This is a genomic window from Streptococcus cristatus (genome assembly GCF_003943535.1).
GTDB classification, from domain to species: Bacteria; Bacillota; Bacilli; order Lactobacillales; family Streptococcaceae; genus Streptococcus; species Streptococcus cristatus_L.
The window spans coordinates 224,168-238,198 of record NZ_RJPU01000001.1 but is presented as its reverse complement, the minus strand read 5'-3'; the positions used below and the strand labels follow the sequence as shown (position 1 = coordinate 238,198).

15 protein-coding genes and 1 pseudogene are annotated in these 14,031 nt (G+C 44.3%); 2 read left to right on the top strand and 14 right to left on the bottom strand.

Annotated features, from left to right (window positions below):
* Nucleotides 1-13: 13 nt before the first annotated feature.
* The 11 genes and pseudogenes from D8790_RS01305 to gla form a co-directional block, all read right to left on the bottom strand.
* Nucleotides 14-523, bottom strand: a pseudogene (locus D8790_RS01305) (GNAT family N-acetyltransferase).
* A gap of 97 nt (nucleotides 524-620) precedes the next feature.
* On the bottom strand, nucleotides 621-860 hold the full coding sequence (gene rpsR, locus D8790_RS01300; RefSeq protein ID WP_000068664.1) for a 30S ribosomal protein S18: 240 nt from the start codon (nucleotides 858-860) through the stop codon (nucleotides 621-623).
* Nucleotides 861-900: 40 nt separating this feature from the next.
* Nucleotides 901-1,395, bottom strand: coding sequence for a single-stranded DNA-binding protein (locus D8790_RS01295; protein ID WP_005591685.1), 495 nt, complete (start codon nucleotides 1,393-1,395; stop codon nucleotides 901-903).
* Between the two features lie 11 nt (nucleotides 1,396-1,406).
* A complete protein-coding gene (gene rpsF, locus D8790_RS01290) occupies nucleotides 1,407-1,697 on the bottom strand; it encodes a 30S ribosomal protein S6 (RefSeq protein WP_002896497.1) in 291 nt (96 codons plus the stop codon).
* Nucleotides 1,698-1,874: 177 nt separating this feature from the next.
* A complete protein-coding gene (gene fni, locus D8790_RS01285; RefSeq protein WP_125387301.1) occupies nucleotides 1,875-2,879 on the bottom strand; it encodes a type 2 isopentenyl-diphosphate Delta-isomerase in 1,005 nt (334 codons plus the stop codon).
* Nucleotides 2,863-3,882 carry a phosphomevalonate kinase gene (locus D8790_RS01280; protein ID WP_125387300.1) on the bottom strand — a complete coding sequence of 340 codons (1,020 nt, stop codon included), beginning with the start codon at nucleotides 3,880-3,882 and terminating at the stop codon, nucleotides 2,863-2,865. Before D8790_RS01280 ends, fni begins: the two co-directional genes overlap by 17 nt.
* Nucleotides 3,872-4,819, bottom strand: coding sequence for a diphosphomevalonate decarboxylase (mvaD, locus tag D8790_RS01275; protein WP_125387299.1), 948 nt, complete (start codon nucleotides 4,817-4,819; stop codon nucleotides 3,872-3,874). Before mvaD ends, D8790_RS01280 begins: the two co-directional genes overlap by 11 nt.
* Nucleotides 4,801-5,679: a mevalonate kinase gene (mvk, locus tag D8790_RS01270; protein ID WP_125387298.1), complete on the bottom strand. Its 879-nt coding sequence runs from the start codon at nucleotides 5,677-5,679 to the stop codon at nucleotides 4,801-4,803. Before mvk ends, mvaD begins: the two co-directional genes overlap by 19 nt.
* A gap of 179 nt (nucleotides 5,680-5,858) precedes the next feature.
* Nucleotides 5,859-6,791, bottom strand: a complete 933-nt coding sequence (locus D8790_RS01265; RefSeq protein ID WP_125387297.1) for a serine hydrolase domain-containing protein — start codon at nucleotides 6,789-6,791, stop codon at nucleotides 5,859-5,861.
* On the bottom strand, nucleotides 6,788-7,525 hold the full coding sequence (locus D8790_RS01260; RefSeq protein WP_125387296.1) for a CppA N-terminal domain-containing protein: 738 nt from the start codon (nucleotides 7,523-7,525) through the stop codon (nucleotides 6,788-6,790). The genes D8790_RS01265 and D8790_RS01260 overlap by 4 nt, the downstream gene beginning before the upstream one ends.
* Nucleotides 7,526-7,717: 192 nt before the next feature.
* Nucleotides 7,718-8,614, bottom strand: a complete 897-nt coding sequence (gene gla, locus D8790_RS01255) for an aquaglyceroporin Gla (protein ID WP_048764115.1) — start codon at nucleotides 8,612-8,614, stop codon at nucleotides 7,718-7,720.
* Nucleotides 8,615-8,715: 101 nt separating this feature from the next.
* Here gla and D8790_RS01250 point away from each other — a divergent pair, with 101 nt between their 5' ends.
* Nucleotides 8,716-11,007, top strand: coding sequence for a Xaa-Pro dipeptidyl-peptidase (locus tag D8790_RS01250; RefSeq protein WP_125387295.1), 2,292 nt, complete (start codon nucleotides 8,716-8,718; stop codon nucleotides 11,005-11,007).
* 36 nt (nucleotides 11,008-11,043) lie between these two features.
* On the opposite strand, the gene D8790_RS01245 is transcribed toward D8790_RS01250, so the two are convergent.
* Nucleotides 11,044-11,457, bottom strand: coding sequence for a glycosyltransferase (locus D8790_RS01245; RefSeq protein ID WP_185761883.1), 414 nt, complete (start codon nucleotides 11,455-11,457; stop codon nucleotides 11,044-11,046).
* 169 nt (nucleotides 11,458-11,626) lie between these two features.
* Between D8790_RS01245 and D8790_RS01240 the strand changes: the two genes are divergently transcribed.
* Nucleotides 11,627-11,926, top strand: a complete 300-nt coding sequence (locus D8790_RS01240; protein WP_061908727.1) for a YbaB/EbfC family nucleoid-associated protein — start codon at nucleotides 11,627-11,629, stop codon at nucleotides 11,924-11,926.
* A 119-nt stretch (nucleotides 11,927-12,045) separates the two neighbouring features.
* On the opposite strand, the gene purH is transcribed toward D8790_RS01240, so the two are convergent.
* Together purH and D8790_RS01230 are read right to left on the bottom strand one after the other, a co-directional pair.
* A complete protein-coding gene (purH, locus tag D8790_RS01235) occupies nucleotides 12,046-13,593 on the bottom strand; it encodes a bifunctional phosphoribosylaminoimidazolecarboxamide formyltransferase/IMP cyclohydrolase (RefSeq protein WP_125387294.1) in 1,548 nt (515 codons plus the stop codon).
* 17 nt (nucleotides 13,594-13,610) lie between these two features.
* Nucleotides 13,611-14,030 carry a hypothetical protein gene (locus tag D8790_RS01230; protein ID WP_125387293.1) on the bottom strand — a complete coding sequence of 140 codons (420 nt, stop codon included), beginning with the start codon at nucleotides 14,028-14,030 and terminating at the stop codon, nucleotides 13,611-13,613.
* Nucleotide 14,031 lies beyond the last annotated feature (1 nt).

The following is a 14,031-nucleotide window of genomic DNA, read 5'->3' as shown; positions in this document are numbered from 1 at the left end:
TTTTCGACCTCTTTTATTTTGCTCTTTTTGAAAAGTATAATACCAAGTCATCGTTATTCTCGCACGAAGCATAGGGCGTGAGTGGCTGATTTTGAAACCAAACTCCTGATCCATCTGGCATATAACCACGACCCACATACAGTCGTTGTGCTGGACCATAGCCTTTATGTAGCCCAACACCCAAGCTGACCACATCTGAATAATGCTGCGCTGCTTGTTCAGCTTTGTCCAATAAAGCTGTCCCAATTCCTCGCCTTTGGAAACTTTCAAAAACATTAAAATCCGTTAACTCAGGATAAAGGCCAGCAAAGGGTCCATGCTTTGCCAAGGGAATAACCGTAATGTAACCAGCCAAAGATTCCCCAACAACCGCCACCAAAACTTGGCGTTCACCCTCCTCTTGCTCCAGAAAGTAGTTTTTTTAAATCTCTCTCCGACCAGGCCAGCCTTGCTGGATAAAAGCATTCGATAAGGCCTCAATATCCTCAAAAAGCATCTTTCTGATGGCTAGTTCTTCTGTCATGGCAAGCCTCCCATATCTTGATAGTTTCTTCTATTATAGCACTGGCCCTTCCTATCATCAAGACAGCAAAAATCCCTGCTAGAAGCAGGGATTCATATTAGTCTTCATTTACGAAAGGCATCAAAGCCATTACGCGAGCGCGTTTGATAGCTGTTGTTACTTTACGTTGGTTTTTAGCTGAAGTTCCTGTTACACGACGAGGAAGGATTTTCCCACGTTCTGAAACGAAACGGCTAAGAAGCTCAGTATCTTTGTAATCAACATATTCAATCTTGTTTGCTGCGATGTAATCAACTTTTTTACGGCGTTTGAATCCGCCACGACGTTGTTGAGCCATGTTATTCTCCTTTATATTATAGTTCTAGTTTTGTCCATTATTAGAATGGTAAATCATCGTCTGAGATGTCCATCGGGTTTGAATTGCCGAATGGGCTTTCATCACGAGAAAAATTCGGTACTTGGTTGAATGAGTCAGCATTACCATAGCTTGGTGCAGAATTTCCACCGAAGCCACCGCCACCAAAGCCAGCTGAAGGCTGCCCTTCACGGCTTGCACGACTTTCCAGAAGCTGGAAGTTGTCTGCAACGACTTCTGTGACATAGACACGCTGGCCTTGCTGATTGTCGTAGTTACGAGTCTGGATGCGACCAGTAATTCCGATTAGAGCGCCTTTTTTGGCCCAATTAGCAAGATTTTCTGCCTGCTGACGCCAGATAACAACATTGATAAAGTCCGCTTCACGCTCACCACTTTGATTTTTAAAGTTGCGATTAACAGCCAGAGTAAAGGTTGCGACCGCTTGGTTTTGCGGTGTATAGCGAAGTTCAGCATCACGGGTCATACGTCCCACAAGTACAACGTTATTAATCATAATTTACCTTCTTAAGCGTCAAGTTTGACGATCATGTGACGAAGAATGTCAGCGTTGATTTTTGAAAGACGGTCGAACTCTTTAAGAGCTGCATCGTCGTTTGCTTCAACGTTAACGATGTGGTAAAGTCCTTCACGGAAATCTTGGATTTCGTATGCAAGACGACGTTTTTCCCAGTCTTTTGATTCAACAACAGTTGCACCGTTGTCAGTCAAGATAGAGTCAAAGCGTGCTACCAAAGCGTTTTTAGCTTCTTCTTCAATGTTTGGACGAATAATATAAAGAATTTCGTATTTAGCCATTGATATGTTCCTCCTTTTGGTCTAATGACCCCAAGACGCTGCAAGGGGTAAGTGAGGTTCACTCACAAATAATAATTATACTAGATTTTCCAACAAATAGCAAGAATAATTTTCACTTTTCCTTGAATGATTTGCTAAAGCATTTTATCAACTAGACAAAGTACATAAGCTGGTGATTTATTGCACCTGCTCGGCTCCTTCTTTTAATCGACCATAGAGCAGATAGGGGACGGATGTTAATTCTTCAAGGTTGCGACAGGATAGGGCACACATCAGCAGACGTAAATCTTCTTTCCAGCCATTTACAATAGCAATGACCTCTTCGACTGAGTGTTTTTCGACCAAGTCTAACATAGTCCGAGAAAGGCCGACTGCTTTAGCACCAAGGACCAAGGCTTTAACCATGTCTAGAGGATGGCGAATGCCACCGCTTGCCAGCAACTCCACCTTGTCCACCCAGTCTTGGGCTGCCAGTAAGGCCTGAGCTGTGGTCTGCCCCCAACCGTTGAGGTAGTCTCGCTGACCGCTCCGCTGATTTTCAATATAGGCAAAGCTCGTTCCACCACGACCAGAAATATCAAAGGTTGAAATCCCTAGTGTCTGAGCTTCCTCAATCGTTTTCCGATCCATGCCAAATCCTACTTCCTTGAGGACAAGGGGAACTGGAAAATCTTTTCCATAAACTTCCAAATGCTGTTTCCAAGTTCTGAAAGTTCGTTCTCCCTCCGGCATTAGCAATTCCTGCATGACATTGACATGTAGCTGGAGAAATAAAGGTTTCAAATCCGACACCGCCTGCAAGCCTGCTGCTACTGGTTTGTCAAGTCCGATATTGCTGGCCAAGAGTAGATTAGGCTTATCCTTTGCCACAGCATAAGAATCATCATCTGGATTTTTCAGGGCTGCACTGTAGGAACCTGTCACAAAGAGGATGCCGCAGTCCTCCGCCACTTTAGCCAGTTTTTCATTGATTTCTCGCCCTTTTGGACTTCCACCTGTCATAGCATTAATATAAAAGGGAAAATCCCAGTCACGCCCAGCGAAATGAGTGGATAAGTCAATCTCGTCCAAATCATAGGCTGGCAAAGAGCGATGGATTAATTCTATATCATCAAAGCTATTGTAGCCAAGGGGCTGTTCTAAGGCGTAGTTGATGTGATCATCTTTACGACTTTGGCTCATGAGCACCCATCCTTTCTTGGTAGAGTAATTCCAGACCAGCTTCTTGCCAGCGTTGGATCAAGGTTTGGCTATCTTCGGTAGCAAAAGACAGGGCGAAGCCACAGTCTCCACCGCCAGCTCCACTGCTTTTAGCGACACAATCCAAGCCTTGACTCGCCTCTCTTAAGGTCTGTAATTTCTCCGTGTAAATTAGCGGACTGAGCCTGTCTAATAACTGACTGGCAGTCAATAAACTATTTTTTACAGCTGTCTTATCAGCCGACAAAAAAGCTTCTTTCAGACCGTCCACCTGAAGCTGGGTTTGAGTCAAGAAATCTTCGTTTAAGCTCGACTTAACCTGCTTGACAAGGTCACTCGAAATAGCTGGTTCTCTCGTCCAACCAACCAGAAAATCACAGGATAAAGCAGGATAGATTGGTTTGATCTCATAGCCCCAGTCGTGCTTCAAAATCTCTAACAGATTTGTGTTGACCAATCGCTGGCGGATTGCCATCCGATCAAAAGAACGATAATAAACCAGTTGTTCATAAGCAATGCAGGCCAGATCTCCCATGGAGCCATTATCCCCCCGCTTGAGAAGCACTACTGCAGCTAGTCTAAAGAAGAGGTCAGAGCTTAGTTTCAGTTGATAAAAGGCAGCCATAGCCTTGATCGTCAAGACAACCACGCTGCCACTGGAACCCAGCCCAAACTTGCGCCCGTCTTTCTCCATTTTTCCTCTGATAGTCAAAGCAAAAGGATGCGATGGTATTTGCAGCAAGCCGAGATAATCGTTCATCAGCTGAATGGTCTCTTGAATCAAGCCATAGTCCGCGTCTGGCGCTAGACTGGCTTTGTGGCTAAAGAGATCCGAATCCAGCTCATAACTATCCGCCGCCTCAATCTCTGCCCGCATATAGATGGGAATATTCTTAATCAAAGCCGCATGACCAGGACTCAGAACAGCGTATTCCCCAGCTAGATAGAGCTTTCCGCAGGTCTGGACTTGCATATTAGTTTCCATCAGGCAATTCCTTCGTTTTGGAGACAATCAGACGGTACTGATCCGCAAAGAGGGGCACCAAGTCTTCCAAGTCCTCTTCAAGGCAGAGAACCTTGACATTAGGGCCAGCGTCCATGGTGAAATAGCAAGGATGCCCCTGGCCTCGAAGCTGGCGAACAAAGTCCATTGCAACATAACTTTCCTCCGTCAGATAAGTAAATGGAGGCGTGGCTGTCTCGGTCGTTGCATGCATCCGCAGGGCATTCTCCTCGGTCAACTGCCCAACTTTCTCAAAATCATTATCCTTTAAGTAGGCCAGCATATCCTGATAGTCCTGTGCTGACTGGTCAATCCAAGCCTGAAAATTTTTGGACGTTTCGGCACAGAGCTGCATGCCGAGTCGACTAGAAATCGGCTTTTTCTCATCATGAAGCACCAACATAATCATGGCTAGCTTAAGATCGGTTTGCACAGGGTAAATTGCTCCGCTATCCTTGTCCCATGCTGCCAAAGGACCAAAAAAGGAGCGGGCTGACGAACCTGAAGCAAACTTGGCCAACTGGGCCAGCTCCTCAGTATTGTAACGGGTTTCAAAATAAGCATCACAAGCCTTGACCAGAGCAGATAAGCCGCTGGAACTAGAGGATAAACCTGCTGCTGTCGGCATATTGTTACTGGTGTCAATCCGCACCCAGTCACTTGGCTCCGTGCGAAAGCGATCAATAATCCGACTGACCTTAGCATGCTCTTCTGGGCTTTGCAGTTGCCCATCGATATAAAATTCATCGCCAGCAGCCTCAGCCGAAAGCGGGCTTAACTGGGTTTGGGTGTACATATTCTCTAAAGTCAAGGAAATACTGCTGGTGGAAGGAATCATCCGCTCAGCATCTGCCTTTCCCCAATACTTGACAATAGCAATATTGGCGTAAGACTTGACACTTACAGGCTTTCTATCCATATATTGCTGGCTCCTTTCTCTCTCAAAAGACGGGCTAGGTCTTCCGCCTCTTTCTTTTCTTTTATTAGCACAATCACGCAGCCACCTAGGCCGCCGCCACTCATTTTAGCTCCGAGAGCCCCATTTTCAAGCGCTAGCTCGACCAAGTCATCAGATAGCTGGCAGGAAACTCCCAACTGGGCTAGTTTGCCGTGAGCCTTGGTCATGGCCTGTCCCATAGTTAGCAAATCCTTGAGATGGATCGCCTTCTCAACGATTTTTGTCAGATTTCCCAACTCCTGTAAGAGGGGCAGAGCCTCCTGACCCAAACTTTCTACCTTTTTGATGGCTTCCCGCGTATGTCCGTGAATACCCGTATCCGCAATCAGCAGATGAGCATCCAAATCTAACTCAATCTCTGAAAATCCGACATTGCGGATAAACTTGATGGCTACACCGCTAAGGCAGGTCTTGGCATCCAGACCACTTGGATTCATATGAGCAATCATCTCTGCTCGATTAGCCAAAATTTCCAGCGTTTCATGGTCCAAGGATTCTTCAAAGTAGTCAAAAACCGCACGAATAGCTGCAATGCTGACAGCTGCAGACGAACCCATCCCCCGCTTTTCTGGTACCATGGAATTCACCTGGCAACGAATCTGAACACCTTGCTTCCCCAAGTGCTCCAGACAGGCAAAAACAGCCATGGACAAGGTATCTTCCTCATAGAGATTCCAAGGCTTCTCAGAAGGAAATACCTGACAAGTCACTTCGATATTATTGAGAGGCAAAGCCAAGGCTGGATAGCCATAGACCACCGAATGCTCCCCCATCAGAATAATCTTGCTATGTGCCTTGCCGACACCCTTCTCTTTTGTCATACTTTCTCTCTATTTCTTCCTTCTATCTTCTATATTTTAATATACTTTTGAAAAAAAAGCGATCTTTTCCTGTTTTGACTGACAAAGTCACGTTAAGCAGTCAAAAACTCCAAGCTAAAGCCGGAGTTCTATCCTATTTTATCATCAGTGACTAGTCTTTAGCTTCGGTAGGGAGGATGCTACCACTCTTTCCTGATTAGATCCATCAGTTCATTGCGGTCTAAAATCCACTGGGCACGCTCATCCTTTTCATAGGTGCGATTGGACAGAAAGATTGCGGCTTTCTGTTCCGCCCGATTGTATATGATAAAAGTACCCGTATAGCCAGTATGATCCAGCCAGTCCCCTTCCAAATTCCAAGCTAGACTGCGTGTCTTGCCCGGCTCTAGAGCAAAGTTTTGGCTCAATTTCTCTGCAAATTCGTCCTGCAAATAATGCTCTAAAAAGATCTGCAAATCCTCAAGTGTTGAAAAAAGCCCGGCACTTCCAGCATGATGGCCTAAGACACGCGCTTTGGGATCATGAACCACCCCTGCTTCAACGCCACGAACAGTCGGCACCGCAGAAGCTACTGGTCCAAAGCTAGTTTTCCGCATCGCCCACGGCTTAAAAATCTTGTCTTCAAATAAGCGGTCCAAAGCTTCCCCGTACAGCTCCTCCAGCATAAAGCCCAGCAGGAGAAAATTAACATCTGTATAATGGAAGGATTTGTCATCCAGCACCGTCAAGCTATTGAGGGCTGCCTTTAATTCTTGAGCATTGAGCCTATCCCGATTAAGAATAAAGGGATCTAGCCCAGAGGTATGGGTCAACAACTGGCGCAGAGTCACCCGATCATCATGAAAGGCTGGATAGTATTGTCGCAAAGGCGCATCGATATCCAAGTCACCAGTCTGAAACAAAAATGCCACCAAGGTCCCTACACCAACCACCTTGCTGACGCTGGCCAGATCATAAACCAGACCAGCTCGCGTTACTGATTGATTGGCCGGGTCTGCTAAGCCCAGATAAAAACTCTGCCAGTGTCCATCACGATAAAGAGACAAACTAGCCCCAGAATAAAGCCCTGCAGCAAGCTGCTGATCGATCTTTTCTAAAATCCGCTGGGTCATAGTTGCTCAAACCATAGTTCAATATTACTTTGGTCTTGGCTGACTAAGAATTTTTTAGATTTAGGTACAAAAAATTCCTGTATCGCAAAAATCGATGACAATTTTTCCACATCAAAGTCCGCCACCAAACATTTGAGCATAGCCAGATCCCAAGTTTTCGTATTATCAGCTTGCAAATCTTGTCCTTGAGCTTCCTGCACATCTAGGAAATCCAAGACATTGCTCACCGGCTGATAAAAAGCCTTGACAGCCTGTAACTCTGGAACACGAAGTTCAATCTTTTCCACATCAAATTGACTCAAGCCGATAAAATCGTCCTGCCCTTCAAATGCAGGAGTTTCTTGGACTGGTTGTAAGCTGCTCAGGTTCTCTTCTGCATGGAGCAGGATGTGATCACCTTCCGGAGAAGTCGATTCAAATGCATAACCTTTTTCCCCACGATATAAACTGTCAACTTCAATCCCTCGAGCCAACAAAGCTTCAATTTCTGACGCTTTTGCCACCTTAATCACTAAGCGAGCCAATTTTTTTGCCCCTTTAACTCGACGAGAACGCATGCTTGGAGATTCTTCTAAAATCAATCTTTCTGTTTTAGTTTGATCGCCCAAAGACAACTGGGCTCCTTCTTCTAATAGGGATTTCATCCCTAGCGTTTTGCTATAGAAATCTTGATTTAGGTTCCGATTATTTACTTTTATTACTGGGACAATTCTTGCAACATGATTCACACTCATAACTTCCTCCAAACTATTTTATTGTAATAAATTTTCATTTTTTTGACAAGAAATTATGCGCAAACCAACAATTTTCAGAACATTTCCACTATCCTAATCTAACAGACCAAAAATATAAACCAAATCGCATTTTTCTATTAGTCAGAAACCAACAAAAAAAGACCGAGATTTCTCTCAGTCTTTTGATAAATATTATCCGTAAATTGCTTTAAATAAAGCTACTGCTGCAATACCAGCTGCAATTGGTGCCACAACCGGTACCCAAGAATACCACCATTTTGAATCGCCCTTGTGTTCACCAAGGATTGATTTTGGCAAGATAAAGTGCAAGATACGAGGTCCGAGGTCACGGGCTGGGTTAAGACCTGGTCCAGTAGGACCTCCAAGTGAAGTTACCAAAGCCATGACAAGGAAACCAAGCGCCAAGTGAGCGACAGCAGATGAACCATTTGTTGCTTGTGCAAATGTATTGTGAATAAGACTTTGAACATCTGATTCTGCTACTTTTTGGCCTGCTTGAGCTGCTTGAAGAGCTTGTTGTTGTACATTCTTCTCGATAAGAACCTTCAATTCCGCACCGAAGTGAAGTTTAGTCATGCCCATCGCTGCAAAGAAAAGAACAAAGGAACCAACAAACTCATTGATAAAACCATTGATTGTTGCTGCTTTACGAGATTCAGGTGTTCCGTGATCTAGACTTGAAATGGTTGAGAAAGTACCCAAGATATTGTTTGGATTTTCTGTTTTCAAGTAGTAAGGGCGGTGTGTCGCTACGACCAAAGCCTGTCCGAAGATAGCACCCAAAACTTGAGCAAGAATGTAAGGTGCTACATGCGCCCATGGGAAGTAACCACTAATCGCAAGTGCTAAAGTGAAGGCAGGGTTGATGTGGTTACCTGAGGTATTTCCAAACATCAAAGCTGGAATCATAACCCCCATACCGTAACCAACAGCAATGACCAACCAGCCACTTTGATGACCTTTAGTTCCTTTTAATTCAACATTGGCAACAGCACCATTCCCCAAAATAATAAGGATAGCTGTCCCTAAAAATTCCGTGGCATATTTAATAGCCCAACTGAAATCCATCTAATTTCTCCTTTAAAATTTTTTAGACAATCTATATTTTATCAAGTATAATGGATAATGTAAAGGTCATTTTAATAAAAACCAGAAAAAGAGGGAAAAACATGCGCTTCAATCAGTATAGTTATAGCAAGACAAATCCAGACACTATGCGCCAAGAATTAGCCGAGTTGGGCTTCATCTATGAGCCGCACCTTTCTGACAAAGACAATCTCCAAAACTTTCTACGACGCTGTTTCTTTCTCTATCAGGATACCGACTACTTGCTTCGAGCTTGGGCCGCTGATAGCGAAACTGACTTGTTGACCTTCTTCGAGTCAGACCGCGAACTGACAGCTGAGGTCTTCTATATGACTGCCTTTCAGCTCTTAGACTTTGTACCTTTTGTTGATTTCACCGATCTTGAGAAATTCCGAACAGAAAGTAACTTTCCTATCGTTTACGGCGATCTGCTAGAAAACCTCTACCAGTTGCTCAACACTCGAACAAAGAATGGCAATTTGCTTGTTGATAAGCTGGTCAGCGAGGGATTGGTTCCTGAGGATAATACCCACCACTACTTCAACGGTAAGAGCCTGGCAACCTTTTCCAGCCATGATGCCATCCGTGAGGTGGTTTATGTGGAAAGCCGAGTTGATACTGATGGAGATGGCCTGCCAGATCTGGTCAAAGTTAGCATTATCCGTCCTCGTTACCAAGGGCAAATTCCTGCTGTCATGACCGCTTCTCCTTATCACCAAGGAACCAACGACCCAGCCAGCGACAAGGCCCTCCATAATATGAATGTGGACTTAGTAAAAAAAGAGCCACATCACATCACTGTACAAGATCCTGAGCTTAAATTGCTCCAACTGGATTCGACAACTCCTGCCCAAGAAGTCTCTGAAGCCGAGGAAAAATTAGGTCATATCGGCACCTACACCCTCAATGACTACTTGCTGCCCCGCGGCTTTGCTAATCTCTATGTGTCTGGTGTAGGAACTAAAGACTCTGAAGGACTGATGACCAGCGGTGACTATCAGCAGATCGAGGCTTATAAGAACGTTATTGATTGGCTCAACGGCCGCTGTCGAGCCTTCACCGACCACACACGCCAGCGGGAAATCAAGGCTACTTGGTCCAACGGAAAAGTGGCTACGACAGGCATTTCATATCTGGGTACCATGTCCAATGGGTTGGCGACAACTGGTGTAGATGGATTGGAAGTCATTATTGCCGAAGCTGGGATTTCTTCTTGGTACAACTACTACCGCGAAAATGGCCTTGTCACTAGTCCTGGAGGCTACCCAGGAGAAGACTTTGAATCCTTAACTGAACTGACTTACTCCCGCAACCTGAGGGCTGGTGACTACTTGCGCCACAACGACGCTTATCAGCAAAGCCTAGAGCAACAGCGTAAGGACCTAGATCGGCAAACTGGAGATTACAATCAATTTTGGCATGACCGAAACTACCTGCTCCACGCAGATAAGGTCAAGGCCGAAGTCGTCTTCACCCACGGCTCTCAGGACTGGAATGTCAAGCCCCTCCATGTCTATAATATGTTCCGAGCTCTGCCATCTCACATCAAAAAGCACCTCTTCTTCCACAATGGTGCTCATGTTTACATGAACAACTGGCAGTCAATTGACTTCCGCGAAGCCATGAATGCCCTCCTCAGCAAGAAACTGCTGGGCCATACTTCAGACTTCGAACTGCCGCAAGTCATCTGGCAGGACAACAGCCAAGCTCAAAATTGGCTAACTCTGGAAGACTTCGGTGGACAAAAGAACTACGCTCATTTCCAACTAGGTGAAGGCTCTCAAAAGATTCAAAACCAGTATTCAGAAGAAGATTACAATCGTTTTGCCAAAAGCTATCAAAGCTTTAAAAACGAACTCTTTGACGGCAAGGTCAACCAGATTACTCTGGATTGGACTTTGGAAGACGACCTCTTCCTTAACGGAGCCACCCAGCTCAAACTGCGCCTTAAATCCAGCACGAACAAGGGACTGCTTTCTGCTCAATTGCTGGACTTCGGACCAGCTAAGCGCCTCACACCAATCCCTACGCCTATTGAACCTAGAGTCATGGACAACGGCCGCTACTATATGCTGGACAATCTGGTTGAACTGCCTTTTGCCGAAACGCCACACCGTGTCATCACCAAAGGCTTCCTCAACCTGCAAAATCGGACAGATTTGCTGACGGTCGAAGAAGTCATTCCTGGCCAATGGATGGAATGTAGCTTTAAACTGCAACCAACTATCTACAAGATGAAAAAAGGCGACCAGCTCCGCCTCGTCCTCTACACTACAGACTTTGAGCATACTGTTCGTGATAAGACCGACTATCAGCTGACGGTAGATTTAGGGCAATCTAGTCTAGACTTGCCGACCATGACATCACTTTCATAAAACCTAAAAGACGCTGAAATTCAGCGCCTTTTTCTTTTATCGTAGATTAAAATATTTCTCTGCATATTTTTTATAATCTGGCTTTTCCTTGCGGTTCATAGCAAAGAGCATACTACCTGTGAGATAATCCTCGTCTGAATCAGGAATTAGCATAATAGCAACATTTTTATCTTTCTCAGGAAAGACGATAGAAAATATCTTTCCATTATCTTTCCGAGTCAGGCCATAATAACTCACCCCATTTTTAAAACCAACAGCATTTTGAGTATACTTATACTCTTCTTCGTTGACAATGATGGTCTTGTCTTTTATTTCAATAGTCGTTTGTTCACCGCTAGCGTCCTGAACATTCCATTTCCCCTGAATTTTAGGGCTACCACTACAGCCGATTAGGATGAAGAGGGATGAGAGCACTACCAACAACAAACCTTTTATCTTCTTGTTTTTCAAGCTGTCTTCTCCTTGGGATATAGATTCATGACCATTCTACTATAAAGGCTAAATCTTTGTCAAACCTTCTAGAAATGTTCTTCTTGCCACTTTCCCAAAAAATGATATAATTGAAGAGTGAAGATTGCTAAGGGGCTCAGCCCTTGCGAGAGAAAGGAAAGAAAATCTTATGATGAATATGCAAAACATGATGAAGCAAGCCCAAAAACTTAAAAAAGACATGGACATTGCTCAAGCAGAATTAGCTGCAACTGAATTTGTTGGAAAATCTAGCCAAGATTTAGTTGTAGCAACTCTTACTGGTGATAAAAAGGTTGTCAAAATTGACTTTCAGCCTGCTATCGTAGACCCAGAAGATATGGAAACTCTATCTGATTTGACTAGCCAAGCTATCAATGCTGCTATCGATCAAATCAACGAAGTAGCTAAACAAAAACTCAGCGCTTTCCAAAGTGGACTTTCTTTCTAATTCTGCTAAGTCCCTATAAAAATCAACTCCCAAAAGATGATATATTCATTCTTTTGGGAGTTTTTTTGCGCAAAAAAATTGGAGAAAAGATTTAAGCATTTTCTCCAATATAAATCTCCTTAATGTCTAAAATGTCTCACGCCTGTGAAGACCATGGTCAAACCATATTTATCCGCCGCTTCGATAGATTCTTGGTCACGGACGGAGCCACCTGGCTGGATAATCGCCTTGATGCCAGCTTTGGCGATTTCTTCCACGTTATCCGCGAATGGGAAGAAGGCATCTGAAGCAAGCACAGCGCCGTCAAGGCGGTCTTTAGCTTGGTCAATGGCGATGCGAACAGAAGCCACACGGTTAGTTTGACCTGGGCCAACGCCAAGTGTCATGTGGTCGTTGGTCACAATGATACCGTTTGATTTGACGTACTTGATGGCTTTCCAAGCGAACTCAAGGGCTGTCGCTTCTGTCTCGGTTGGTTGACGTTTGGTCACCACTTGCCAATCAGCTGGGCTCTCTTTGACCACGTCTTGGTTTTGCACGAGAAGTCCACCGACAACACCTGTGTATTCTGCTTCCACTTCACTAGCCTCTTGAGCGTCAAATGGCAAGGCAAGGATACGCAAGTTTTTCTTTTTGTTGGTCAAAATGGCTAGCGCCTCATCTGTATAGCTCGGTGCGATGATGATTTCAAGGAAGACGCCGTGCATCTTCTCAGCGGTCGCAGCATCCACCTCACGGTTGAGAACGACAATACCACCGAAGATAGACACTGAATCAGACTCATAAGCATAGTCCCAAGCAGTCTCGATGTCATCAGCTTGACCGATTCCACATGGGTTCATGTGTTTGAGAGCTACAACGGTTGGACGGTCTTTGAAGTCACGGATAATACGAATGGCAGCATCAGCATCACGGATATTGTTAAAGGACAATTCCTTACCGTTAAGCTGTTTCGCTGATGCAATTGAGTAGTCTGTCGGCAAAGCTTTTTGGTAGAAGTCCGCATCCTGCTGAGGATTTTCCCCATAGCGCATGGCTTGCTTGAGGTCATAGGTCAAAGTGAGTTTTTCTGGTTTTGCTTCGCCCACTTGAGCTGTGAAGTATTCTGCAATCAAGGCATCATAAGCTGCTGTGTGACGGAAAACCTTAGCCGCCAAACGTTGACGCGTTTCGTAAGTCGTTTCACCATTGGCTGACAATTCGTCCAAAACCACAGCATAGTCAGCAGGGTCTACCACAACCGTCACACTGGCATGGTTTTTAGCCGCTGAACGAAGCATAGACGGTCCGCCGATGTCGATGTTTTCAACTGCATCAGCGTAAGTCACGTCTGGTTTGAGAATTGTTTCCTTGAAAGGATAGAGATTGACCACGACAAGGTCGATCAATTCGATATTATTGTCCTTGGCTGCTTCTAAGTGACTATCCAAGTCACGACGAGCCAGGAGACCACCGTGGATATTTGGGTGAAGGGTCTTGACACGACCGTCCATCATTTCTGGGAAACCAGTCACATCATCGATGGCAATGGTCTCCACCCCAGCATTATCAAGGGCAACCTTTGTCCCACCTGTCGAGATGATGTCCCAACCGAGTTTTTTAAGTTCTTGGGCAAATTCAACAATGCCCACTTTGTCTGAGACGCTGATTAAGGCGCGTTTAGTCATGTTTTCTCCTTATTATTTTATTTACTATGTTCTAATCTTTCTAACTTAAAAACAAAACGATCAGTAAAAAAACCAACCACCAGAGGGATAAGAAATAAAGTCAGTATCTTGTCGACATTATTTAATATGATTTTATCTATATTCCAAAAAGCTTCTTTTGAATTTAAGTTTTGGTACGTCTGCCCAATCATACATACTAGGGCAAAAAACATTAAAATCATGACTGCAAAATAGTCAAATTTATACCGAAAATCCCTTCCAATCCTAAATCTTGTCCAAGACAAAACAATAAAGACAGAAAATACTGGAGATAGAATGTTTTCTAACACAAAATCTTTAAATGGTGCATTAGGATAGCCAATCCATAAAAAACCAACTAACATTATTATTAAAAAGTAAATTATATACCTCATTGCATTCTTGTTATCTTTTTTCATT